General features: G+C 43.7%; 18 protein-coding genes and 1 pseudogene. 18 read left to right on the top strand and 1 reads right to left on the bottom strand.

The window, feature by feature from the left end; genetic code table 11:
- Nucleotides 1-71: 71 nt before the first annotated feature.
- Nucleotides 72-2,171, bottom strand: a pseudogene (locus D8792_RS01505) (GH92 family glycosyl hydrolase).
- Nucleotides 2,172-2,340: 169 nt separating this feature from the next.
- Between D8792_RS01505 and D8792_RS01500 the strand changes: the two are divergent.
- From D8792_RS01500 to D8792_RS01400, 18 genes are all read left to right on the top strand, one after another.
- Nucleotides 2,341-3,630 (top strand): glycoside hydrolase family 125 protein, encoded by a 1,290-nt coding sequence (locus D8792_RS01500; RefSeq protein ID WP_125372600.1) that lies wholly within the window; start codon nt 2,341-2,343, stop codon nt 3,628-3,630.
- Nucleotides 3,631-3,653: 23 nt separating this feature from the next.
- Nucleotides 3,654-6,293 (top strand): alpha-mannosidase, encoded by a 2,640-nt coding sequence (locus D8792_RS01495; RefSeq protein ID WP_125372599.1) that lies wholly within the window; start codon nt 3,654-3,656, stop codon nt 6,291-6,293.
- A gap of 94 nt (nt 6,294-6,387) precedes the next feature.
- Nucleotides 6,388-7,266: an ROK family protein gene (locus D8792_RS01490; protein WP_125372598.1), complete on the top strand. Its 879-nt coding sequence runs from the start codon at nt 6,388-6,390 to the stop codon at nt 7,264-7,266.
- Complete coding sequence (locus D8792_RS01485; RefSeq protein WP_125372597.1) at nt 7,251-9,134, top strand: beta-N-acetylhexosaminidase; 1,884 nt, start codon at nt 7,251-7,253, stop codon at nt 9,132-9,134. The genes D8792_RS01490 and D8792_RS01485 overlap by 16 nt, the downstream gene beginning before the upstream one ends.
- 167 nt (nt 9,135-9,301) lie before the next feature.
- Nucleotides 9,302-10,222, top strand: a complete 921-nt coding sequence (locus D8792_RS01480; protein WP_045500458.1) for an ABC transporter permease — start codon at nt 9,302-9,304, stop codon at nt 10,220-10,222.
- A 12-nt stretch (nt 10,223-10,234) separates the two neighbouring features.
- Complete coding sequence (locus D8792_RS01475) at nt 10,235-11,167, top strand: carbohydrate ABC transporter permease (RefSeq protein WP_045500460.1); 933 nt, start codon at nt 10,235-10,237, stop codon at nt 11,165-11,167.
- Nucleotides 11,168-11,257: 90 nt separating this feature from the next.
- On the top strand, nt 11,258-12,739 hold the full coding sequence (locus D8792_RS01470; protein WP_185758378.1) for an ABC transporter substrate-binding protein: 1,482 nt from the start codon (nt 11,258-11,260) through the stop codon (nt 12,737-12,739).
- 135 nt (nt 12,740-12,874) lie between these two features.
- Nucleotides 12,875-13,495, top strand: coding sequence for a DUF624 domain-containing protein (locus D8792_RS01465; protein ID WP_125372595.1), 621 nt, complete (start codon nt 12,875-12,877; stop codon nt 13,493-13,495).
- Nucleotides 13,492-15,135 carry a sensor histidine kinase gene (locus tag D8792_RS01460; protein ID WP_125372594.1) on the top strand — a complete coding sequence of 548 codons (1,644 nt, stop codon included), beginning with the start codon at nt 13,492-13,494 and terminating at the stop codon, nt 15,133-15,135. The genes D8792_RS01465 and D8792_RS01460 overlap by 4 nt, the downstream gene beginning before the upstream one ends.
- 7 nt (nt 15,136-15,142) lie before the next feature.
- Entirely contained in the window at nt 15,143-16,426 is a 1,284-nt protein-coding gene (locus D8792_RS01455) for a response regulator transcription factor (RefSeq protein WP_125372593.1), read from the top strand.
- 157 nt (nt 16,427-16,583) lie between these two features.
- Nucleotides 16,584-17,714 (top strand): ABC transporter ATP-binding protein, encoded by a 1,131-nt coding sequence (locus D8792_RS01450; RefSeq protein WP_125372592.1) that lies wholly within the window; start codon nt 16,584-16,586, stop codon nt 17,712-17,714.
- Between the two features lie 328 nt (nt 17,715-18,042).
- Nucleotides 18,043-19,425, top strand: coding sequence for a 6-phospho-beta-glucosidase GmuD (gene gmuD, locus D8792_RS01440; RefSeq protein WP_125372591.1), 1,383 nt, complete (start codon nt 18,043-18,045; stop codon nt 19,423-19,425).
- A gap of 442 nt (nt 19,426-19,867) precedes the next feature.
- On the top strand, nt 19,868-21,535 hold the full coding sequence (locus D8792_RS01435) for a ribonuclease J (protein ID WP_125372590.1): 1,668 nt from the start codon (nt 19,868-19,870) through the stop codon (nt 21,533-21,535).
- 160 nt (nt 21,536-21,695) lie between these two features.
- The gene (locus D8792_RS01430) at nt 21,696-22,475 is read left to right on the top strand and encodes an alpha/beta hydrolase (protein WP_125372589.1); all 780 of its coding nucleotides are present in this window, start codon (nt 21,696-21,698) and stop codon (nt 22,473-22,475) included.
- A 111-nt stretch (nt 22,476-22,586) separates the two neighbouring features.
- Nucleotides 22,587-24,044, top strand: coding sequence for a glutamate--tRNA ligase (gene gltX / locus D8792_RS01425; RefSeq protein WP_125372588.1), 1,458 nt, complete (start codon nt 22,587-22,589; stop codon nt 24,042-24,044).
- Between the two features lie 256 nt (nt 24,045-24,300).
- Entirely contained in the window at nt 24,301-24,936 is a 636-nt protein-coding gene (locus D8792_RS01415) for a DUF6287 domain-containing protein (protein WP_125372587.1), read from the top strand.
- 327 nt (nt 24,937-25,263) lie between these two features.
- Nucleotides 25,264-25,623 carry a ribonuclease P protein component gene (rnpA, locus tag D8792_RS01405; protein ID WP_125372586.1) on the top strand — a complete coding sequence of 120 codons (360 nt, stop codon included), beginning with the start codon at nt 25,264-25,266 and terminating at the stop codon, nt 25,621-25,623.
- Nucleotides 25,607-26,422: a YidC/Oxa1 family membrane protein insertase gene (locus D8792_RS01400; RefSeq protein WP_061422181.1), complete on the top strand. Its 816-nt coding sequence runs from the start codon at nt 25,607-25,609 to the stop codon at nt 26,420-26,422. Before rnpA ends, D8792_RS01400 begins: the two co-directional genes overlap by 17 nt.
- Nucleotides 26,423-26,439 lie beyond the last annotated feature (17 nt).

Here is a 26,439-nt window from a genome sequence, read left to right as displayed (position 1 = left end):
TATAAAAAGCGAACAAAACTAGTTTTCTGGTAAACAGAATTCTGCTTTGTTCGCTTTTCGCATTGCTGTTTTTATGAGTGCGTAGAGGATGAATTTGGCAACCAAGACAGGTAGAAGTCCAGTCTGTCAGAAGCCAGTAAGTCCTCATGGGAAATTCGCTGCTGGCTTCGTCCGTCTAATTCTGTCTTTTTCACAAACTGGAAGTGGGGATAGTTATCATGAGCGTAAATATCAAGCCATTTTTTGCTTTGCGGCAGATAGAGGCGCAGATGGTCAAAGAGAGGAATACCTAAGTCATAGTGAGGCTTGCCGGGGCAAGTCGGATAGAACCCCAAGGCGCTCCAGATATACCAAGCAGAGAGGCTGCCATTGTCTTCGTCACCAGGAAAAGCCTGCCAACTAGCCTGAAAAGCCTCTTCTCTCAAGCTTTTGATTAGGAGACTAGTATATTCTGGCTTGGTACTATAGCGGAAAAGATAAGGGATATGAAAACTAGGTTGATTGGAAATGGCTAGCTGGCCAAAGTGAGCATTCGCCATCTCACTCATTTCATGAATTTCGTAGCCGTAGCCTCTGACATCAAAATAAGGCTGGTCTTGACAGAGCCTAGTCAGATAATCTGTAAAGGCTGGCTCGCCCCCCATGAGCTCTTCCAAGCCTTCGATATCGTGGAAGACGCTGAGCGTATTTTGAATAGCAGAGCATTCTGCGTAATCTCGTCCCCAGCTGTAAGGAGAAAAGTCAGCTCGGAATTGTCCTTGTCGGTCTTTGGCCCGCATATAGCCCGTTTCTGAGTCGAAAAGGTTTCGATAATGGTGTGCCTGCTGGCTGTATCGCTGGGCTACTTGCTCCTTTTGGAGTTTGCTGGCTAGGCTGGCAATGCAAAAGTCGCTATAACTATAGTCCAGAGTGTGGCTGACGCTTTCATGATAATCTGTTGGCAGGTAGCCCAAGGCTTGGTAGTCGCTAGCCCCGTGTCGGCCGTAACGTTTGGAAGGGTCTTCTTTTTCTGCTGTGTCCAGCATAGATTGGAACAATTCCTCTTCTAGATCAGGAATGAGATCTTTCGCAGCGGCATCCGCAATTACACCGTCAATCAAGGTGCCTGGCATCATACCCCGTTCATCGGGAGCCAGCCACTTGGGTAGATAGCCCGTTTCTTTGTAGAAATTCAGAAATCCTTCTAGAAAGTCGTGATAGGTGTCGGGTGCGATAAGAGCTAGCAGAGGAAAATTGGTGCGAAAACCATCCCAAAAACCGATATTAGTATAGAATTTGCCAGACTGGACAGTCTGATGGGTAAAGTCCCAATGAATTTCTTGTCCTTCAGGAGTGATTTCATAAAAGGTTTGAGGAAAGAGGAAGAGGCGGTAAAGAGTCTGATCGAATATGCGGCGGTCAACTTTCCCCTGCTCTACAACATCAAAGCGGTGGAGATAGCTTTCCCAGGTTTGCTTGGTCTGTTCTTTCACCCTATCAAAGTCAGCTTGAGGCAGATTCATCACAGCTTGCTCTTCCGAGATAAAGGACGTTGCTAGGGCGAATTGCAGTTTTCCTTGTTCAAAGTCTAGCACCAAGTCCTCTCCAAGGGCATGACTGGCCTGAATGGGCTGGTCAAAGCGCAGGCAGACATGCATGGTTAGAGGTCGCTTGGCTGGATTGGTTTCTTCTTTCAAACTGCCTATAAGCGTGTAGGCGTCCAGCATACGAAAATGGGTCTGAGCCCCACTGTGCAGGATAAGGCTGATAGGCTGAGCACTTTAGCTTGTGAGGCGGAAGCAGGATCCGTAAGTAGTCGGAGTCAGTTCCGTGCTGACTTGATAACGGTTGGAGTGAATTTTTAAATAATGTGGCTGAAAAATGCTCTCGTCTGGTCTATAGGACGACTGGCGGTGATAGATATCAGGCTTGCTGATCTTTTCGGTGATAGGCGTAAGCAAGAGCCAAGAGAAATCCCCAATCCAAGGACTGGGCTGGTGGGTCAGACGAATGCCTTGGAAGATGGGTAAGTCTGGTTGAAAGAACCAAGAGCCATCTGTATGGCTGCTCTGAGGAACGAAATAATTCATGCCGAATGGTGCCCCTGTATAGGGCAGGGTATTGCCGTGGGAAAAGCTATGGGAATTGTCCGTTCCATAGCGGGTATCAATCGTTTCTAGTATTGTTTTCATGGAAAATCTCCTTCGATTCAGCTTGCTTTGTCTTGATTATAACATGAATCGAGAACCAGTGACCAAGGCAAAAATATATTATCGAAAGGCCTTTAGTTTGTGTATATATTTTAAAAACTGTTTAGCCTATACTAGAGAATGTAAACGAGTATGAAAAAGGAGAAGGAATATGGTTTATTCTAAAGAAATTGTTGGGAAATGGTTGGAGTCTATCGCCCAGTTAGCCCAGGATCACCCAGCTTGGGTCTCTGTTTTTGAGCGTTGCTATACGGATACCTTGGATAACACGGTCGAAATATTGGAAGATGGGTCTACTTTTGTCTTGACAGGCGATATTCCAGCCATGTGGCTACGGGATTCGACTGCTCAGCTCAAGCCCTACCTCTTTGTGGCCAAGCAAGATCCAAAAATCCGTCAAACGATTGCTGGCTTGGTCAAACGCCAGATGACGCTGATTCTCAAAGATCCTTATGCCAATGCCTTTAATATCGCTGACAACTGGAAAGGTCACCATGAGACAGATCATACAGACTTGTCTGGTTGGATTTGGGAACGCAAGTACGAAGTGGATTCTCTCTGCTATCCTCTGCAGTTGGCTTATCTCTTGTGGAAAGAAACTGGGGAAACGAGTCATCTAGACGCTACCTTTATTGCTGGAGTTAGAGAAATTCTACGAGTTTGGACGATCGAGCAGGACCACAACCAGTCTTCTTATCGCTTTGTCCGTGATACGGATCGCAAGGAAGATACCTTAGTCAATGATGGTAAAGGACCTGATTTTGCAGTGACAGGCATGACTTGGTCGGCCTTCCGCCCAAGTGATGATGCTTGTATTTACAGCTATCTAGTACCGTCTAATATGTTTGCAACGGTTGTCTTGGGATATGTGGCAGAAATCTTTGAAAAATTAAACTTAGAGGGTGCTGAGGAGATCGTTCCGCATGCGCAGCGTCTGCAAAAGGAAATCAAGGAAGGAATTGAAAACTACGCCTACACCCAAAATGCCAAGGGCGAAAAGATTTACGCTTTCGAAGTAGATGGTCTGGGGAATGCCAGCATCATGGACGATCCGAATGTGCCAAGTCTTTTAGCAGCACCATATCTAGGCTTTTGCTCAATTGACGACGAAGTCTACCAAGCGACACGCCGCACCATCCTGAGCCCAGAGAATCCTTACTATTACGAGGGTAAATATGCTGCGGGTCTTGGTAGCTCACACACCTTCTACCGCTATATCTGGCCAATTGCCCTAGCCATTCAAGGATTAACCACGCACGATAAGGAAGAAAAACGTCGGATTCTGGACTTGCTCGTGGCCTGCGATGGTGGCACAGGTGTCATGCACGAAAGCTTCCATGTGGACGACCCGAATAAGTATTCTCGCGAATGGTTCAGCTGGGCCAACATGATGTTCTGCGAACTAGTATTAGATTATTATGATTTAAAAATTGAGGTATAGAATTAACAAGTAGAGGAACAAAAATGGAAAATATTACTGTACATATCATTTCTCACAGTCACTGGGATCGCGAATGGTATCTCCCCTTTGAATCCCACCGTATGCAGCTGGTCGAGCTTTTTGACAATCTTTTTGATCTTTTTGAGAATGATCCAGATTTCAAGAGCTTCCACCTAGACGGGCAAACCATTGTCTTGGATGATTATCTGGAAATCCGTCCGGAAAATCGCGACAAACTGCAGCGCTATATTGACGAGGGCAAGCTGAAAATCGGGCCTTTCTATATTTTGCAGGATGATTATTTGATTTCCAGCGAAGCCAATGTCCGCAACACCTTGATTGGTCAGCAGGAGTGCAAGAAATGGGGCAAGTCCACTCAGATTGGTTATTTCCCAGATACTTTTGGAAATATGGGACAAGCGCCTCAGCTTTTGCAGCAATCCGGCATTCATGTGGCTGCTTTCGGCCGAGGAGTGAAGCCAATCGGCTTTGATAACCAAGTCTTGGAGGACGAGCAGTTCACTTCTCAGTACTCTGAAATGTACTGGCAAGGTGCCGATGGCAGTAAAGTTCTAGGCATCCTCTTTGCCAACTGGTACAGCAATGGAAATGAAATCCCAGTCGATCCAGAAGAAGCGAAAGTTTTCTGGGAGCAAAAACTAGCTGATGTGAAGAGCTATGCCTCTACCAATCAATGGCTGATGATGAACGGCTGTGACCACCAGCCAGTTCAGCGTGACCTCAGCCAAGCCATCCGAGTAGCCAATGAGCTTTATCCAGAAATCAACTTTGTCCACAGCTCTTTTGACGACTATATGCAAGCTGTGGAAGCGGCCCTGCCTGAGGAACTGTCGACAGTTCAAGGTGAATTGACCAGCCAAGAAACGGACGGTTGGTACACTTTAGCCAACACTTCTTCAGCCCGCATCTATCTGAAACAAGCTTTCCAAGAAAACAGTAACTTGCTAGAGCAGGTGGTTGAGCCGCTGACTGTTATCACAGGCGGTCACAATCACAAAGACCAGCTGACTTATGCTTGGAAGACCCTCTTGCAAAACGCTCCACACGATAGCATTTGCGGTTGCAGTGTAGACGAAGTTCACCGCGAAATGGAGATCCGCTTTGCCAAGGTTAATCAAGTGGGCGAATTTGTCAAAGGCAACCTGCTGGAAGAATGGAAGCAAAAGCTGGATAGCCGCCAAGCTGAGAGTGACCTGCTCTTCACCGTTGTCAATACTGGGCTCCATGATAAGATTGATACCATTTCTGTAGATGTGACATTTGCGATCTGTGATTTTAAGGAAGCGCATCCGACAGAAGCCTATCGGAGAATGGCAGAATTGACGATTCCAGACTTGATTGTTAAGGATTTGGATGGTCGTTATGTTGAAGCTAAAATCGAAGATTTGGGAGCTAATTTCCAATATGACCTACCAAAAGACCGCTTCCGTCAGGCTTATATTGCCCGTCAGTTGCGGGTGACATTGCCGATTCATCTAGCACCTCTGGCTTGGAAAACTTTCCAATTGCTTCCTGGTGCAAAAGAAGAGCATGAAGGCCTCTACCGCAATGGCGTGATTGACACTCCATTTGTGACTATCAGCTTTGATGAAAATTTGACCGTCTATGATAAGACAACTCATGAAGCCTATGAAGACTTCCTCCGCTTTGAAGATCGCGGCGATATTGGAAATGAGTATATCTACTTCCAGCCAAAAAATACAGAGCCAATCTATGCTAAACTGGCTGGTGTCAAGGTGTTGGAAAACAATGCCCGCTATGCCAAGGTGGAATTAAGCCATGAATTGACCTTGCCAGTAAGTGCAGATGAACTACTGGATCAAGAACAAAAGGGCATCGTTGAGTTTATGACGCGCTCAGCAGGTCGTTCGTCAGAATTGACAACTATGACCTTGACAACTGAGTTGACGGTCTTTGCGGACAGCCCACAATTGCGCTTTAAGACTCGCTTTACCAATACTGCTAAGGATCACCGCATCCGCCTTCTTTTCAAAACTCACAACCGCAGTAAAACCAACGATTCAGACAGCATTTACGAAGTGGTTCGCCGCAATAACCAACCAGCTGCTTCATGGGAAAATCCAGAAAATCCGCAGCACCAACAAGCCTTCGTCAGTCTTTATGATGATCAAAAAGCAGTTACAGTAGCCAATAAAGGGCTAAATGAATACGAGATTTTAGACGATGATACGATTGCAGTAACCATTCTGCGGGCAACTGGTGAGCTAGGCGACTGGGGCTACTTCCCTACACCAGAAGCGCAGTGCTTGCGTGACTTCCAAGTCGAGTACACGGTAGAATGTCACCAACCACAAGAGCGTTTTGCTGCTTACCGTCGGGCCAAAGCCTTCCAAACACCGTTGACAGCTCTGCAAATTTCCAAACAAGAAGGAAGTGTTGCAGCGGCTGGACAAGGATTGGATCACCCTGCTTTGAACCTAGCAGAAATTTGTCCGACAGCTCTTAAAGTGGCGGAAGACGAGTCAGGTATCGTACTTCGTTATTACAATATGACCCAAGAAGAGCAAGAAGTGATAACTGCTTTCCAAACCCTAGTCAACCTTTTGGAAGAAGTACTTCCAGAAAAAGATGGAATCTTGGGACCACAGGAAATTCGCACAGAGCTCTTGAAAAAAGATTAAAAAGAGGAGGCTAGGGCAATGGACTAAATATTTGAAAATTTAGTTCCTTGCCCTATTGCCTTGCAAGTTCTAGAAAACAGAGAAAGGAGAAAAAATGCTTATTGCAACAATTGACATAGGCGGCACAGGTATCAAGTTTGCGGCTATGTCCAAAGAAGGAGAGATACTGGAAAAGCAAGACATTGCTACGCCAGACAATTTAGCTGACTTGCTGACTTGGCTGGATGCTTGTCTTTCTAAGAGGGCTTACCAAGGCATTGCCATGAGTGTGCCTGGGGCGGTTGACCGAGAGACAGGAGTCATTGGTGGGATTAGCGCTGTTCCTTATATTCACGGTTTTTCTTGGTATGATAAGCTGGCTTCTTATAGTTTGCCGATTCACTTAGAAAATGATGCCAACTGTGTTGGTTTGAGTGAACTTCTGGCCCATCCAGAGCTGGAAAATGCAGCCTGTGTGGTTATTGGCACTGGGATTGGCGGAGCTATGATTATCAATGGCAAGCTTCATCGTGGTCGCCACAGTTTGGGTGGGGAGTTTGGCTATATGACAACCCTAGCGCCCGCTGAAAAACTCAACAACTGGTCGCAACTGGCCTCAACTGGCAACATGGTAGCTTACGTGGTTGAGAAATCAGGGCAGACAGACTGGGATGGACGCAAGATTTACCAAGAAGCTGCGGCAGGAAATGTCCTTTGCCAAGAAGCCATCGAGAGGATGAACCGCAATCTTGCACAAGGTTTGCTCAATATCCAGTATCTCATTGATCCAGATGTGATTAGCTTGGGCGGTTCCATCAGCAAAAATCCAGACTTCATCCAAGGTGTCCGCTCAGCGATTGCTTATTATGTCGATCGCTATGAAGAGTATTCGGTGGTGCCAGAAATTTTAGCGTGTACCTATAAGGGGGAAGCCAATCTTTATGGCGCTTTAGTAAACTGGTTACAGGAGGAAGGCCAATGGCCACATTTGTAGGATTATCAAGCAAGCAAGAAAAGGCTCTTGCTCGCTTAGAAAAATATTTGAACTTGGGTGAGATTGAAGTCAGTCTTGTCCCTAACTCAGCCGTATCAATCAAGGTAGAAGGCTGTCAGGGACGTTATCAGGTCAGCTATCATAAGCCTCATCAGCTCTATCGAGCTTTAGCCCTCTTATCTGCCGTCCTTAAAGAAGGGCAGGATGAGGTGGAGATCGAGGAAAGAGCGGCTTATGAGGACTTGGCCTATATGGCTGACTGCTCTCGCAACGCCGTCTTGAATCTGACTTCGGCTAAGAAAATGATTGAAGCCTTGGCCTTGATGGGGTATTCCACTTTTGAACTTTACATGGAAGACACCTATGAGATAGAAGACCAGCCCTATTTTGGCTACTTCAGAGGCCGCTACACTGTTGCCGAATTGCAAGAGATTGAGGCCTATGCCGCAGATTTTGATTTGACCTTCGTGCCTTGCATTCAGACCTTGGCCCATCTGTCAGCTTTTGTCAAATGGGGTGTCAAGGAAGTGCAGGAACTTCGAGATGTTGAGGATATTTTACTAATTGGGGAAGAAAAAGTCTACGACCTTATCGAAGGCATGTTTAAGACGATGTCCCAACTTCGCACACGTAAGATAAATATCGGGATGGACGAAGCCCACTTGGTTGGTCTCGGACGTTATTTGATTCAGCATGGTTTCCAAAACCGCAGTCTCCTCATGTGTCAACATCTTGAGCGCGTGCTGGATATCGCTGATAAGTACGGTTTCCACTGTCAAATGTGGAGCGATATGTTCTTCAAGCTCATGTCAGCAGATGGTCAGTATGACCGTGATGTGGAAATTCCAGAGGAGACCCGCGTTTATCTAGACCGTCTCAAAGACCGTGTAACCTTGGTTTACTGGGATTACTATCAGGATAGCGAGGAAAAATACAACCGTAACTTCCAAAATCATCATAAAATCAGTCAGGACATTGCCTTTGCTGGCGGTGCTTGGAAGTGGATTGGCTTTACACCGCACAATCATTTCAGTCGCTTGGTAGCTCTCGAAGCCAATAAAGCCTGCCGCCAAAATCATGTCAAGGAAGTGATTGTGACTGGCTGGGGGGATAATGGAGGAGAAACCTCACAATTCTCAATCCTTCCTGCCCTGCAGATTTGGGCAGAACTAGCCTATCGAAATGATTTAGATAAATTAGCCGAGCATTTCTTGGTGAGCACAGGCCTTGCCTTTGATGATTTTATGAAGGTAGACTTGGCCAATCTATTGCCAGGCTTGCCAGAAAACCTCAGCGGTATCAATCCAAATCGTTATATTCTCTATCAGGATATTCTCTGTCCTTTGCTGGAACGCCATATCCGACCTGAAGAAGACAAGCAGCATTTTGAAGCTGCCGCTCAGTCCTTGCAAGAAGTCAGCCGCAAAGCTGGTGAATATAGCTATCTCTTTGAGACTCAGGCTCAGTTGAATGCGCTCTTGGCCTTGAAAATTGCCGTCACATCTGGCATTCAAGAAGCCTATGGCGCAGGAGACAAGGAGCGCTTGGCAGAACTAGCTGAAAAAGACTTGCCTTTGCTCTATCAAAAAGTGGAAGACTTTGCCGAGCAATTCAGTCGCCAATGGCAGCTAGAAAACAAGATTTTCGGTTTAGATACTATTGATATCCGCTTTGGAGGCTTGCTCAAGCGGATCAAACGGGCGCAGGAACGCCTACAGCAATACACGACTGGTCAGCTTGATTCTGTAGAAGAATTAGAGCAAGAAATCTTGCCTTTCAATGACTTTTATGGAGACAAGAACTTTGCAGCCACAACAGCCAACCAATGGCATACTATCGCCACAGCGTCAACGATTTACACAACGTAATTATTTTGTTTGATCATAGTTTTCATGCCTCTGTTCTATTTTTTATCTGTATATTAGATAAATAATTTGTATAGTTTTTTCTATAATTAGGAGTTTAAATGAGAATAGAAAAAGGCATATAATAGAAACATGAAAACGATATCAAAACAATAGAAAGGGAGATTTGAATGAATAAGGTTATCAAAACACTGAAAGAAAACTTTATTTTCTTGCTCATGGTCTTACCAGGAGTTGTTTGGTTTGTTTTGTTCTTCTATATACCAGTTTTAGGAAACGTCGTTGCATTTAAGAATTTTAAACTAAGTGGTGAAGGATTCATCCATAGCCTTATGAGCAGTGAATGGGTAGGATTCAATAACTTCAAGTTCTTGTTTAATTCCAAGGATGCCTATACGATTACACGAAATACCATTCTTTATAATGGTGGTTTCATCATTTTAGGATTGATTTTCTCTGTCGGAATTGCCATTATCTTTAGCGAACTTCGTTCGAAAAAGATGGTAAAGATTTATCAGACAACCATGTTGTTTCCGTATTTCCTTTCTTGGGTTATCATTAGTTTCTTCGTAGATGCTTTCTTGAACCCTGGCAAGGGCTTGCTGAACAATTTATTGCACAATCCGAATATCAACTTTTACACAGTGGTCTCCTTCTGGCCAGCCTTCATCCTTTTCATTGGTATCTGGAAGGGCTTAGGATACAGTAGTATTTTGTACTATGCAAGTATCATGGGAATTGATCCGACTTACTATGAGGCAGCAACGGTAGACGGTGCTACAAAATGGCAGCGCATCCGGAACATCACATTGCCATCTTTGGCTTCTCTTATCACAGTATTGACCATTCTAGCAGTCGGAAACATCTTCCGCGCGGACTTCGGCTTGTTCTATACTGTTCCGCATAATTCAGGATCACTCTTTAGCGTAACCAATGTCTTGGATACCTATGTCTATCGTGGATTGACCGGTACAGGTGATATCGGGATGGCTTCAGCTGCGGGTCTCTATCAATCAGTTGTGGGCTGTATCCTTGTTATCGTCAGCAATCTGATTGTCCGCAGAATTGATAAAGAATCTGCTCTCTTTTAGAAGGAGGAACTTATGAAATCCCCAAAAATTCAAAAAGAAAAAGTCGATAATGTGGGAATTCACTCCTTTAGCAAAAAAGCCGATTTTTTCTTTAACATCTTGATTGCCATCTTCTCGCTTTCCTGTGTGCTACCTTTCTTCTTTGTCATCATCATCTCGCTGACAGATGAAAGCAGTTTGGTTCATAATGGTTTTGCCTTTTGGCCGTCACAGTTTAGTCTAGCGGGCTATGAATTCTTATTTGGCTTGAAAGATCAGCTCTTGCAGTCACTCTTTGTGACAGTAGTGATTACGGTAATAGGTACTAGTTTGAATGTTTTCTTCACAACAACTTATGCCTATGCTATCTCACGTCGCAGCTTTAAATTCAAACGCTTCTTTACCTTGTTTGCAATGGCAAGTATGCTCTTTCAAGCAGGGATGATTCCAACTTACATCGTTATGACCAACTTGCTTGGCTTAGGAGATACAGTGTGGGCTTTGATTTTGCCGCTACTGCTTAGTCCTTTCAATATCATTCTGATGAGAACTTTCTTCAAGAGAACGATCCCAGAAGCGATTATTGAATCCGCTAAGATTGATGGTGCCAGCGAGACTCGGATTTTCTTCCAAATCTGCTTGCCACTATCTCTTCCAGGTATCGCTACAATCACACTCTTCACTGCCCTTGCTTATTGGAACGATTGGTTTAACGCCCTGCTCTACATTCGCAGTGACAACTTAGTTCCCCTTCAATATTTGCTGATGAAGATTCAGCAAAATATGGACTACTTGTCTAAGAGTGCGGGAGCGAGTGCTCAGCTTGCAGGCTTGACAGGATCTCTACCTAAAGAGTCTGGTCGTATGGCCATGGTCGTAATTGCAACCTTGCCAATCGCTTGCGTCTATCCATTCTTCCAACGTTACTTTGTTAAGGGATTGACTATCGGAGGCGTCAAAGAATAGCTTGCCACTTTAGTCTCAGAGTTTTTACTGGTAGCATTAAAAACTCACATTATTAAATTTGTATATAAAAAATTAAAAGGAGATTTTTCTATGAAAAATTGGAAAAAATATGCTCTAGCTTCTGCTAGCTTCTTGGCTTTCTCAGGCCTCCTAGCAGGCTGCGGTAGTCTTACTGGTAACAACCAAAAGTCATCAAAAACGGATGATGGTAAGACAGTTATCAAAATGTACCAAATCGGTGACAAACCAGATAATTTGGACAAATTGCTCGAAAATGCTAACAAGATTATCGGCAAAGAAATCAATGCTAAGTTGGATATCGAATACATCGGTTGGGGTGACTACGAACAAAAAATGAACGTTATCACTTCATCAGGTGAAAACTACGATATCGCCTTCGCTCAAAACTATGTCATCAATGCCCAAAAAGGTGCTTATGCTGACTTGACTGAGCTCTACAAAAAAGAAGGTAAAAAGCTTTACGATTCTTTAGACCCAGCTTACATCAAAGGAAACACTGTCAACGGTAAAATCTATGCTGTTCCAGTTAATGCCAATGTAACTTCTTCACAAAATTTTGCCTTCAACGGACCACTTCTTGAAAAATATGGTATCAGCGATATTTCAAATATCCATTCTTACCAAGATTTGGAACCAGTTTTGAAAGCTGCTAAAGAAAAAGATCCAAAAGTTGTTCCTTTTGCTATTGGTAAGAACTTCATCCCATCTGATAACTTTGATTATCCTGTAACTAACGGACTTCCTTTCGTTATTGACCTGGAAGGCGATACAACTAAGATTGTAAACCGTTATGAAGTTCCACGCTTCTTGGATAGCCTCAGAACCATCCATAAATATTATCAGGCTGGCTATATTCCAAAAGACGTAGCAACTAGCGATACAGCTTATCAATTGTCTGAAGATTCTTGGTTCGTTCGTGAAGAAACAGTAGGACCTGCTGACTATGGTAACAGCTTGCTTTCTCGTGTAGCAAACCGTAAGATCGAAATCAGCCAACTGACTAAGAACTACAAGAAGAGCCAAACTACTCAAGTAGCGAACTTCGTTATCTCAAACAACTCTAAGAACAAAGAAAAATCAATGGAATTGTTGACTTTGCTTAACACAAATCCTGAATTGCTGAACGGCCTTGTATATGGTCCAGAAGGCGAAAACTGGGAAAAAGTTGAAGGTAAAGAAAACCGCGTTCGTACTTTGAAAGCCTACAATGGTAATACCCACATGTCTGGCTGGAACACAGGTAACAACTGGATTCTTTACATCAATGAAAACGTAACAGATCAACAAATCGAAGATTCTAAGAAGATTCTTGCAGAAGCACAAGAGTCACCTGCTCTTGGATTTAACTTCAATGTAGACCCAGTTAAAGCAGAAGTATCTAGCATTACGAACACAATGAAAGAATACGACACTGCTATCAACACTGGTACAGTTGATCCTGATGTTGAAATTCCTAAGATGATGGACAAACTGAAATCTGAAGGAGCATACGATAAAGTATTGAAAGAAATGCAAAAACAATACGACGAATTCCTTGCTTCTAAGAAATAAGCAACATGATGAATCCTCCTCGTCTCGTTTTGGGGAGGATTTTTCTTTTTTGGAGTGATAGGAATTTTTGTAAACGGTTAAAATGTGTTATAATTCTATAATGTGTGGAAATTTGACCAGCAGAAAGGAAGAACGATGGGAAAATTAGTTGAGTGGATTTTTCAACGAGTTTATATGGCTATGCTTGCATCCGCAATTTTTTGGGTATTGGCTCTGTGTGGAGGTCTTGTTTTTGGACTTGCTCCAGCCGGTTGTGTGCTCATGACTTTGTTTCAGCAATATCGCTATGACTATAAAAAATATCACTGGAAAGAAGCATGGGATCTGTTTAAAGAAAATTTCCTTGCTACAAACAAAGTATTTTTCACTTTGCTTGTAGTGCAGGCTCTTTTATCTTATGGGATTTATCTACTTATCCAGCTTCCTCACCAAACTATTTTCTACCTTTTATTGACGATAGCAAATCTGCTCTTTTTGCTTTTGGCACCAGCAGTATACGCAGTCTATCTGAAATTGCAGGTCTTTTTTGAGTTTTCTTATAAAAATAGCTTGAAATTATCTTTGATTGGCGTTTTTCTTAATATTTCAGCCATGTTGAAACTCTTATTAGGAACAATCTTGCTATTGATTGCCAGCTACTTCATGCCGGCTTTACTCTTCTTTGCTTTTATTGGGCTTTGGCACTTTTTTGTTAGTGATGTTCTAGACCCAATTTACCAAACCATTCAGTCTAAGTTGATAACAGAAAAACTATGAAGAAATTTTGGCTCCACTCGTTACTAAAAGTCTATGCTGTCATTATGGTGGCTATTGTGGGATGTTTGGGTCTCATTTTGTCTTATTCTGATTGGCACAGTCGTTATAAGGAAACTGAGCAGATTGCGCAACAAGCAGTGACTCGATTGGCTGATGAAGTGGATTATTATAACCGCCGAGCGAATCAACTGGCTCAAAGTCTGGTTGAAAATCGAGCAAAATTGGACGGGGTTTATAACTACTTTATCATGAGTCCCTCTGAGTACGCTAGTTGGCGCTTATCGGCAGATGTACCTACTTATGTTCAAGTATCCCTCCATCAAAATATCAATGATATTTATGTTGAAAATGAATTTGTTACAGGCATTGATATTGCTTTAAATGATTACAAAACTGTTTTTGTTTCCACAAGGCAAGCGAGAGGTGGCAAACAGCTTCCTGCTGAGGAATTTAGACCTGCGCGCGATGCCTTTCCAATTGCGATTTATGATAAGGCAGTCGATCAAGTCATCGGAACGATTTACATTCGAATTAATGGGGAAGTCTTCAACAAGGTTGTCGATAATACGCGGGGCGATGTCCCACTCGCTCTCAGTGTCATTTCGCCTTACAAAAAAGAAATTCTTGCATTTGGTGATACAAAAGGAATTGGCCAAAATGATTGGATCAAAAAAGAAACTATCTACAATTACACTGTCCAGACAGCAGTTCCTGCGCATTATGTGATAGAGAAGACGATTTTCAGCACAGGTTTGATCATTTTTTCTGGTTTGATTTTGGTTGGAGTTTTATATGCTGCTTTGCAGAGGATTTTTCTCAATTACCAAAGGCAGGTTGTTGATATTGTGGATACGCTCCATCTCATCACAGATGGTGATAATCAGAAACGTATTGCGACAGAGACCAAGGAGCAGGAGTTGCTTCTGATTGCGACAACGACCAATACCATGTTGGACAGTCTGGACAAGAGTATTCGGGATATTTATCGTTTGGAGATTAGCCAAAAAGATGCCAATATGAGAGCCTTGCAGGCGCAAATCAATCCTCATTTTATGTACAATACCTTGGAATTTATCAGGATGTATGCGGTCATGCAGAGGCAGGAAGAATTAGCGGATATTATCTATGAATTTAGCAGTCTTCTGAGAAATAATATCTCAGATGAATCTAGAAGCAGTTTGAAAAATGAATTGGAATTCTGCCGGAAATATAGCTATCTTTGCATGGTTCGGCATCCTAAATCAGTGGCCTATGGTTTCAAAATTGAAGAAGGCTTAGAAGGAATGATGATTCCCAAGTTCAGTATTCAGCCGCTGATTGAAAATTACTTTGCTCATGGTATCGATTATCGCAGGCAGGACAATGTCATCAGTGTCAAAGCTCAAAAGATAGACGGCGCTGTAAGGCTGATGATCCAAGACAACGGTCGAGGCATCCCAGCTGAACGTCTAGCTGAGATTCAAGAGATACTAGCCAGCCGAGAGCTTATGGATGCCCAGAACCGAGAGCAGCGGACATCCATTGGTATTCGGAATATTCATGAACGCTTCTTGCTCTTTTTTGGTGACCGCTACAGTATCCAACTGAAATCTCAAACGGATCAGGGAGTAACCTACATTATAGAAATTAAGGATGAATAGAAAAACGATGTACAGAGTATTACTAGTCGATGATGAATATATGATCACAGAAGGCTTGAAGGTGCTGATTCCTTTTGAAAAGTGGAAGATGCAGGTCGTAGCTACGGCAAATGATGCAGAGACGGCCCTCGCCTATATTGCGGACAATCCTGTTGATTTGGTCATCACCGATGTCAATATGCCAGGGATGAATGGCCTGCAGATGATTGAGCAGATGAAAAATTCCCTGCCTAATGCAGCTTTTATCATCCTCTCAGGTTATCAGGAATTTGAATATGTCAAAACGGCCCTCAATTTGCAGGTGGCAGATTATCTGGTAAAGCCAGTCGATAAGGTCGAACTGGCAGCAATCCTAGAAAAATTGGAAAAGGAATTTGACCGTTCTTCCAATAATCAACTAGAGCTGATTTTTAAAGAAGAGACAAGTGAAGATGAGATAGCTACCTATCTCAAATCCTTCGATAATGTCTGGCTGGGAGCAGCTGCTCAAGAAAAAGGGCTAGTTTCGGTTCCTTATAATATTTTGGGGCAGACAGGCTATTTGTTTTTAGCTTCGCAAAAGGAAGAAGCGCTCTATCTGGAAGAATTCACAGCTCCCTATAAACGACAACTTCAGAATTTCAAGCTCAATCTAGAAAAAACTCTTTTTTATGGAACGGTTAGCTTGCAAGAAACCAATCCGCTTTTTAGCTACTATGAGCCCATGTATCGCGTGATTATCCAAGGAAACATTGGTCAGATTTTGGATGAATTGGACTTGCTTAAAGATGTCGTGCTGCAAAATACGCCTGAAGTTTCAATTACCAAGCAGTTGTTCATTCAGTTTATCATGGATGTTTACCATCTGTTTCAGCATTTGAAACCAGACGATATGACAAGCATTATCAAAAAGATTGAAAGTACGAATACCTTCGAAGATTTGTTGGATTATCTGAAGGCTCAGCTCTCAGATTTGTTCGCCCAGTATCGAATGAATGAGAATGTTGCTAACGTTTTGGAAGTGATTGGTCGTGATTATCAAAAAGATTTATCCCTAAAAGATATCAGCAAGGAACTCTATATCAATCCAGTTTATTTGGGGCAGCTGATCAAGCGTGAGACGAATTCCACTTTTGCAGAATTGCTAAATAAGCAGCGCATCAAGGCTGCCCAGCAGCTTCTGCTCGCAAAAAATGACAGTATAGAAGATGTTTGTTATGCAGTTGGATATAGCAATGTTGGTTATTTCTATAAAGTCTTTCGGAAGTTATGTGGCAAATCTCCTAAGGCCTATCGGAAGCAAGTAGACTGATGAAAATCGCTGAGACGATTGCCTCTCCATTTCTTTTTTATCGAATGCTAAAAAAAGTAGAAAAAAAGATATAGAAGAGTCAGTGTGAGGGCCTGCTATTCGTGATATAATCAAGCAGAAAGAACTTACAATATGATAAAGGAGTTAGGAGAAGCTTATGGTTGAATTAAATCTGAAAAATATTTATAAGAAGTATCCAAATAGTGAGCACTATTCTGTTGAAGACTTTAATTTGGACATTAAGGACAAGGAATTTATCGTTTTCGTTGGTCCGTCAGGATGCGGTAAATCCACAACGCTGCGTATGATTGCGGGTCTTGAGGATATCACAGAAGGAACAGCGTCAATTGATGGTAAAGTTGTCAATGACGTGGCACCAAAAGACCGCGATATTGCTATGGTCTTCCAGAACTATGCCCTCTACCCACACATGACAGTCTACGACAACATGGCGTTCGGATTGAAACTGCGCAAGTACAGCAAGGAAGATATTGACAAACGGGTGCAAGAAGCAGCTGAAATCCTTGGTTTGAAAGAATTCTTGGATCGCAAGCCAGCGGACTTGTCAGGTGGTCAACGTCAGCGTGTTGCTATGGGGCGAGCTATCGTGCGTGATGCAAAGGTTTTCCTGATGGACGAGCCTTTGTCAAACTTAGATGCGAAGCTGCGGGTGTCCATGCGTGCTGAGATTGCCAAAATCCACCGCCGTATCGGAGCAACAACCATTTACGTTACCCATGACCAGACAGAAGCGATGACACTTGCAGACCGCATTGTTATCATGTCAGCAACCAAGAATCCTGCTGGAACTGGAACCATTGGTCGAGTGGAGCAAATCGGTAGTCCACAGGAAGTTTATAGAAATCCAGTCAACAAGTTTGTGGCGGGCTTCATTGGTAGCCCAGCGATGAACTTTATCACTGTGACACTTGAGGGGAATGAAATCGTTGCTTCTGGCTTGCGTTTGACAGTGCCAGAAGGAACACTGAAGGTGTTGCGTGAGAAGGGTTATGACGGTAAGAAATTGATCTTCGGTATTCGTCCAGAAGACATCAATACAGAGCCTGCCTTCTTAGAGACCTTCCCAGACTCTGTGGTTCATGCGACCATCTCTGTCTCTGAGCTTTTGGGTTCTGAGTCTCACCTTTACTGCCAAGTTGGTGACAGCGAGTTTATCGCACGTGTAGATGCTCGTGACTACTCAGAAACAGGTGCTGGAATTGACCTTGGTTTTGACCTGAACAAGGCGCATTTCTTTGATTTTGAAACAGAGAAAACAGTTTATTAATCAGTAAAAATGATGAAGAGGCTGGGACAAAAGTCCTAGCCTCTCAATTGTCTTTGGATTGTCGAGCAAGACGCAGTGGTTGAGTGGGCTCTACTACGCTGATTTCATCAGCTTTTACAGCCCTACTCAACTGTGCGGAGGTGGGACGACGAAATCGAATTCTAACGAATTACCGATTTCTGTCCCACTCTCTTTTTGAATGAACTTTTAGTCTTCCAAATCAAAAATGTCTTTAATCAGTAGAGAAATTTGAATAGACTGTTGCTTTCCTTTTGCAGAAGGTATTTATATAATGAGGTGTAAAGATAAATCGAGAGGTAAATAAAATATGATTCAATTTCCAAAAGGTTTCGTCTGGGGATCTTCTACATCGGGTCCGCAAACGGAGGGACGAATTTCAGGAGATGGAAAGGGAGACAACATTTGGGACTATTGGTTTAGCCAAGAACCTCATCGTTTCTATAACGAAATTGGCCCTGACAAGGCATCCGCTTTTTATGAAAATTGGGAGCGAGATATCGACCTTTTAGTCGAAACAGGCCACACGGCCTTTCGGACCTCTATCCAATGGTCACGGATTTTTCCAGATGGTCGTGGTCCGGTTAATCAAGTCGGTGTTGACTTCTACCGCAAGGTCTTTGAAAGAATCAAGTCCAAGGGCATTCGGTTGATTGTCAATCTGTATCATTTTGACCTGCCCTTTGCCTTGCAGGAAGCGCAAGAAGGTTGGGAAAGCTTGGATACAGTTGATGCTTATGTAGATTATGCTCGTTTCTGCTTTGAAAGCTACGGTGACTTGGTGGATCAGTGGGTGACCTTTAACGAGCCTATCGTACCAGTTGAGTTTGGCTATTTCTACGATGGACATTATCCTAATAAAGTGGACGCTCGGGCTGCGGTTAAGGTGGCTTATCATACCCAACTAGCTAGTTCTTTAGCAGTGAAAGCCTGTCATGAGGTTGGAGCAGACTACAAAATCGGCATTATCCTAAATCTGACACCTGCTTATCCACGCAGTCAGCATCCAGCGGACTTGAAGGCGGCTCGCATTGCCGAGCTTTTCCAAGCCAAGTCTTTCTTGGATCCATCTGTTTTGGGGCATTATCCAGCAGAGCTGGTCGATCTTTTGTGCGAGCATGATCTTTTACCAGCTACGACTGAGGAGCAGTTGCAAGCGATTCGGGAAAATACGGTCGACTTTTTGGGTGTCAATTACTATCAGCCTCTGCGGGTTGCAGCGCCCAAGTATTTGAAACATCCAGAATCGCCGCTTCTGCCAGATCATTTCTATGAGCCTTATGTCATGCTTGGTCGCAAGATTAATCCTCACCGTGGCTGGGAAATCTATGAGCAAGGAATCTACGATATTGCACAAAACATCAAGGAAAACTATGGCAATATTGAGTGGATGCTGACGGAAAATGGCATGGGAGTCGAAGGTGAAGAGAAATTCCGTGAAAATGGCATGATCCAAGACGATTACCGGATAGACTTTGTTAAAGGCCATCTGCGCCAGCTCCATCGTGCCATCCAGGACGGGGCCAACTGTACAGGCTATCTCATGTGGACCTTTATCGATTGTTGGTCTTGGCTCAATAGCTATAAGAACCGCTACGGATTGATCGAGCTCAATCTAGAAACCCAAGAACGGACGATCAAAAAATCAGGGCACTGGTTTAAAGAATTAAGCCAAAACAATGGCTTTGAGTAAGTCTGTTCATCCATTCAGCCTATATAAGATAGGGCGGTTTCCCAACTAATCTTCTGATCAATTTCAGGAGATCAGCTTAGGGTATCCTGCTCGGATAATAGAATCTAGTCTCAGACTAGGTTCTATTATTTTTTATCTTGTGAGTAGATCTAGTTTATAAAAGCTGTCTTCTAAAATGAAACTGGGAGGTGCCTTTCTTCGCATTTTGAATTATGAAGGAAGAAGTGACCAGAGACTTGCTGTATCAAACTACTATCCTTAGATTTGCTGCTCATTCTATAGGTTTCCTTTGTTTTGAAAAAAGCGTGAAAAAATGCTATAATGACTAAGATGTGCAAACTTTGTTTGCAAAACTGTAATTCGACTTGGCTTGCCAAGGACCGTTAGTAATAAAATCAAGGAATCTTTGATAAAGGAGATTCTAAAATCGATAGGAGTAAAAATGAGTAAAAGCACGATTAAGCTGATTACTTTGGGCGGCGTTCGCGAGAATGGGAAAAATCTCTACGTCGCCGAAGTGGATGATTCCATTTTTGTACTGGATGCTGGGCTCAAGTACCCAGAAAATGAGCAGTTGGGAGTAGATGTAGTCATTCCCAACATGGATTATTTGTTTGAAAATAAAGACCGGATTGCAGGTGTCTTTCTGACTCACGGTCATGCGGATGCCATCGGTGCACTGCCCTATCTTTTGGCAGAAGCTAAGGTACCAGTCTTTGGTTCGGAGTTGACGATTGAGCTAGCTAAGCTCTTTGTCAAAAACAATGATGCTGTTAAGAAGTTTAATGATTTTCATGTTATCGATGAAAATACAGAAATTGAATTTGGCGAAACGGTTGTCTCTTTCTTCCGGACGACCCACTCGATTCCAGAGAGCCTGGGAATCGTTGTTAAGACGCGTGAAGGCAATATTGTTTATACGGGAGATTTCAAGTTTGACCAATCTGCCAGCGAATCTTATGCGACAGATTTCGGCCGTTTGGCTGAGATCGGTCGTGAGGGCGTTCTAGCTCTCTTAAGTGATTCAGCCAACGCTGACAGCACCGTGCAAGTGGCTAGTGAAAGCGAGGTTGGACGTGAGATTACGGACACGATTTCTGATTGGGATGGGCGTGTCATCGTGGCAGCGGTTGCCAGCAACCTGTCTCGGATCCAGCAGGTCTTTGAAGCTGCGGCAGAAACAGGTCGTCGCGTCGTTTTGACAGGCTTTGATATTGAAAATATCGTCCGTACGGCTATCCGCCTCAAGAAATTATCCTTAGCGGATGAACGCCTTTTGATCAAGCCTAAGGAAATGTCTAAGTTTGAGGACCATGAGCTGATTATCTTGGAGACGGGTCGAATGGGTGAGCCTATCAATGGCCTGCGCAAGATGTCCATTGGTCGTCACCGTTATGTAGAAATCAAAGACGGAGACTTGGTTTATATCGTTACAACGCCATCTATTGCTAAGGAAGCAGTTGTGGCGCGTGTGGAAAATATGATTTACCAAGCTGGTGGCGTGGTTAAGCTGATCACCCAAAACTTGCGTGTATCTGGCCATGCCAATGCGCGTGATTTGCAGCTCATGCTCAATTTATTGCAACCCAAGTACCTCTTCCCGATTCAGGGAGAGTACCGTGGTCTGGATGCCCATGCCAAGGCAGCCATGGAAGTCGGGATTTTACCAGAAAATATCTTGATACCAAAGCGTGGTAGCATCATGGCCTACGAAAATGGCGACTTTGTGCCAGCTGGAGCAGTGTCAGCAGGGGATGTCATGATTGATGGAAATGCTATCGGTGATGTGGGCAATATCGTCCTGCGTGACCGCAAGGTCTTGTCTGAAGATGGGATCTTCATCGTGGCACTTACGGTCAATCGTAAGGAGAAGAAAATCATTTCCAAAGCCAAGGTTCATACTCGTGGATTTGTCTATGTCAAGAAGAGCCGTGACATCCTGCGGGAGAGTACTGACCTGATCAATAAGACAGTGGAAGACTATCTGGCTCAGGAAAGCTTTGACTGGGGCGAGCTCAAGGGAGCAGTTCGTGATAGTTTGGCCAAGTTCCTCTTCGAACAAACCAAACGACGGCCGGCTATTCTTCCAGTTGTCATGGAAGTTCGCTAGAGTCACTCGAGGGAGCAACTTTCCCAGTATTTTGCAGAGAGAAAGTCGAATATCGGCTTTTTCTTATCTTTTGGCGGTCGCAGAACAGGCTTTGCTTTCAGAGTGTGGCTGGCTGTGCTGCCTAGTCAAGAACAGTAGTTTTTACAAGAGGAGAAAAAAGATGGCAGTGATGCAGATAGAATATTATTCAGAAGCCTTGGAGATGGAGTGGGGAGTCAATGTTCTCTATCCAGATGCGTCGCGCGTGGACAAGCCAGATGATAAGGATATTCCTGTTTTGTATCTGCTTCATGGTATGAACGGTAATCACAATAGCTGGCTTAAGCGCTCAAATATCGAACGTCTGGTTCGCTCGACTAATCTGATTGTTGTCATGCCGAATACCAGCAATGGCTGGTACACCGATACTCAATACGGTTTTAACTATTACGAAGCCATCGCTGAAGAGCTACCACGGGTGCTCAAGCGCTTTTTCCCCAATATGTCTGACAAGCGGGAGAAGAATTTTATCGCTGGTCTTTCCATGGGCGGATACGGAGCCTTTAAGCTGGCTCTCAAGTCTAACCGTTTTTCATGCGCAGCTAGTCTTTCAGGGGCTTTGAGTTTTCTTGATAGTCATCCAGATGATGTTGAAATAGCAACACCAGCCTACTGGCGAGGGATTTTTGGAGACTATAAAGACTGGACCAGCAGTCCTCATTCGCTGGAGAGCATAGCCAAGCAATCTGATAAAAAGACCAAGCTTTGGGCATGGTGCGGTGAAGAGGATTTTCTCTACGAGGCCAATCAGGTGGCTGTGAAAAATCTGCAAGACTTGGGCTTGGATATTACTTACAGCCACAGTCCAGGTACGCATGAGTGGTACTACTGGGAAAAGCAGATGGAGCAGGTTTTAGCTTGGCTACCAATTGACTTTGTCCTCGAAGAAAGACTGTCTTAAAAAATCATACGATTCAGCGGATTCTGGGTCGAGAATGTGATATAATAATAACGTTTGAATACGAAAGCAGGAGCGAGATATTCCTGCTATTCCCAAATAGGAGATCGAAAATTGACAAAAGATATTCGGGTGCGTTATGCACCAAGTCCAACTGGACTTTTACACATCGGAAATGCGCGGACGGCGCTCTTTAACTACCTCTATGCTCGTCATCATGGCGGAACTTTTATCATCCGTATCGAAGATACTGACCGCAAGCGCCATGTTGAAGATGGTGAGCGTTCACAGCTTGAAAACCTTCGTTGGTTGGGAATGGACTGGGATGAAAGTCCAGAAACTCATGAGAACTATCGCCAATCAGAGCGTTTGGAATTGTATCAGAAATACATCGACCAATTGCTAGCGGAAGGAAAGGCCTACAAATCTTACGTTACCGAAGAAGAGTTGGCTGCTGAGCGCGAGCGCCAAGAAGCAGCAGGTGAAACACCACGCTACATCAACGAATATCTTGGTATGAGTGAGGAAGAAAAAGTCGCTTACATTGCAGAACGTGAAGCAGCAGGAATTATCCCCACTGTTCGTTTGGCTGTCAATGAGTCAGGTATCTACAAATGGCATGATATGGTCAAAGGTGATATCGAGTTTGAAGGTGGCAATATCGGTGGTGACTGGGTGATTCAAAAGAAAGACGGTTACCCAACTTACAACTTTGCCGTTGTCATCGATGACCACGATATGCAGATCTCTCATGTTATCCGTGGAGACGACCACATTGCTAATACACCAAAACAGCTTATGGTTTATGAAGCGCTTGGTTGGGAAGCACCAGAGTTTGCTCACATGACCCTGATTATCAACTCTGAGACTGGTAAAAAGTTGTCAAAACGCGATACCAATACCCTACAGTTTATCGAAGATTATCGTAAAAAAGGTTACTTGCCAGAAGCAGTCTTTAACTTTATTGCACTGCTGGGCTGGAATCCTGGCGGCGAGCATGAGATCTTCTCTCGCCAAGAGTTGATTGAGCTCTTTGATGAAAAACGTCTCAGCAAGTCTCCAGCTGCCTTTGACCAGAAGAAGCTGGACTGGATGAACAACGAATACATCAAGAATGCAGATTTTGACACAATCTTCGCTCTGGCTAAGCCGTACCTGGAAGAAGCGGGCCGTTTGACAGACAAGGCTGAGAAATTGGTTGAACTCTACAAACCACAAATGAAGTCAGTGGATGAAATCGTTCCATTGACAGACCTCTTCTTCTCAGACTTCCCAGAGTTGACGGAAGCAGAGAAAGAAGTGATGGCTGGTGAAACTGTTCCTGTGGTGTTGGAAGCCTTCAAAGCAAAACTGGAAGCAATGACAGACGATGAATTTGTGACAGAAAACATCTTCCCACAAATCAAAGCCGTCCAAAAAGAAACAGGTATCAAGGGCAAGAACCTCTTCATGCCAATCCGTATCGCTGTTTCAGGTGAAATGCATGGCCCAGAATTGCCAGATACCATTTACCTATTAGGCCGAGAAAAATCGATCCAGCATATCGACAATATGTTGAAAAAAATTCAATAAGATGAGAGTGGGACAGAAATCGGTAATTCGTTAGAATTCGATTTCGTCGTCCCACCTCCGCACAGTTGAGTAGGGCTGTAAAAGCTGATGAAATCAGCGTAGTAGAGCCCACTCAACCACTACGTCTTACTCGACAATCCAAAGACAATTGATAGGCTAGGACTTTTGTCCCAGCCTTTTGCTTTCTAAAAAGCTGTATTTATGTTACAATAATGTTACAAGAACAAGAGCAAGAAAATATTGCGAGGTGCTAAAGATGAAAAAATGGATCATTCTCTTGGCTGGAACTCTGGTGACATCGTCTGTGTTAGTGGCCTGCAGTCAAAAGAAAGACCAGCCGACTTCGTCTTCTAGCAGTTCCAAAGTTAGCTCGACTAGCTCAGCTTCTTCCAAAAAGTCGGAAACGAGTAAAAGTTCGACAGAGCTTTCTACTGAAACAAGTAGTTCGGACACTTCTATCTCTAGCAGTCAGGAGCCTTCGGAGCCAGCAACCAAGGAGTCTTCTGCTAAGTCAGAAAGCAAGGGGGAAAAAGAGCCTGTCGCAACCTCTAGTTTAGATATGCAGGCCATTGCTTCTGGGGACTTCTCTAGCATGGCTGGTACTTGGCAGGATGCCAATGGCGTTGCTTATACATTTGATGCCAAGGGACTTGTATCAGATGTTGCCAAGTTGGAGCTGACTTACGCTGGTCTGGATGAAAATGGAATTTATCGCACAAATATTCGTTGGCATAATCTTACAGGTGCTGCCTTGTCTATTATTCCAGCTGGGAAAAAGTTGCCTGCAGGAGAGACTGTTAGCGGGCAGGATCCGACTGATAGCAGTCGAGATCGCTTCATCATTGCCCAAGGTATCTCTGAGCACCCAGACGTTTTTTACCGTGTAAAATGAGAGTGGGACAGAAATCGGTAATTCGTTAGAATTCGATTTCGTCGTCCCACCTCCGCACAGTTGAGTAGGGATATAAAACTGATGCAATCAGCGTAATAGAGTCCACTCAACCACTGCGTCTTGCTCGACAATCCAAAGACAATTGAGAGGCTAGGACTTTTGTCCCAGCCTCTTTTTTGGAGCTGAGCGGCTGGTTTCTTCTCTCCAAACTACTTCTTTCATTCGGTAAAACTATTCAAAAAGAGGGCTCGTCTCGCACCTAGCCCTTATTGGCTTTTTGGGAAAATATGGTATAATAGAGTTAATTTTGGTGGATGGAGTTGAGTTTTGAGAAAAAACTATCGCGTCAAGAGCGAAAAAGATTTCAAGGCGATTTTTAAAGATGGGCAGAATTTTGCCAATCGAAAGTTTGTCGTTTATAAATTAGAAAAAGATCAGCGCCATTTTCGAGTGGGGATTTCGGTCAGTAAAAAGCTAGGCAATGCAGTTGTCCGCAATAGTATCAAAAGAAAGATTCGTCATGTCTTGGTTCAGCATCGGGCGGATTTGACCAAGGATGACTTTGTTGTTATTGCTCGCAAGGGAGTTGAAACTTTGGACTACCACCAAGTGGAACAAAATTTATTGCATGTCTTGAAAGTTGCAAGAATTTATCAGGAAGGATTTATTTGTGAAAAAGAAGAGTAAAATAGGATTTCTTTTAGTGGCTTCGCTGCTCATTCTGACAGCTTGTGGCACCAGCGAAGTGACCGCTAATTCAAGTGATTTTTGGGAGAAATTAGTCTATTTCTTTGCGGAGATGATTCAATTCTTGTCCTTTAATGGAAGTACAGGAATCGGGATTATTCTTTTTACCTTGATTATTCGTACAGTCTTGTTGCCAGTCTTTCAATTTCAGACGACCTCATCTAGAAAGATGCAGGAAGTTCAGCCTCATATCAAGAAGCTTCAGGAAAAATATCCGGGCAAAGATATGGATAGCAGAGCAGCTTTAGCAGAGGAAACCAGCAAGCTTTATAAAGAAATGGGAGTCAATCCCTATGCTGCATTCCTTCCGCTCTTTATCCAAATGCCAGTGCTTGTGGCACTTTTCCAAGCTCTGACACGAGTTGAATTTCTAAAAACAGGTCACTTCCTCTGGCTTAATCTAGGAACAACAGATCCGACCTTTATCCTACCTATTCTCGCTGCTCTCTTTACTTTCTTTAGCACTTGGCTATCTAATAAGGCTTTGCCAGAGAAAAATGGTGGGACGGCAGTGATGACCTACCTGATGCCGGTATTGATTTTCTTCTTTGCGGTGTATGCAGCCAGCGGGGTCGCTCTTTACTGGACAGTTTCTAACGCCTATCAAGTCGGTCAGACCCTGCTTTTGAGCAATCCTTTTAAGATTATTGCTGAACGTGAAGCAAAGGCAAAGGCAGAGCGCCAATTGGAAATGAAGAAAAAACGTGCCCTTCAAAAAGCACAGAAAAAGAAAAAGTAAAAAGGAGGACTCTTGCA

This window comes from Streptococcus cristatus, from assembly GCF_003943505.1.
Taxonomy (GTDB): Bacteria; Bacillota; Bacilli; order Lactobacillales; family Streptococcaceae; genus Streptococcus; species Streptococcus cristatus_E.
The sequence above is the reverse complement of the archived record's forward strand: the minus strand, read 5'-3'. Positions and strand labels throughout refer to the sequence as shown.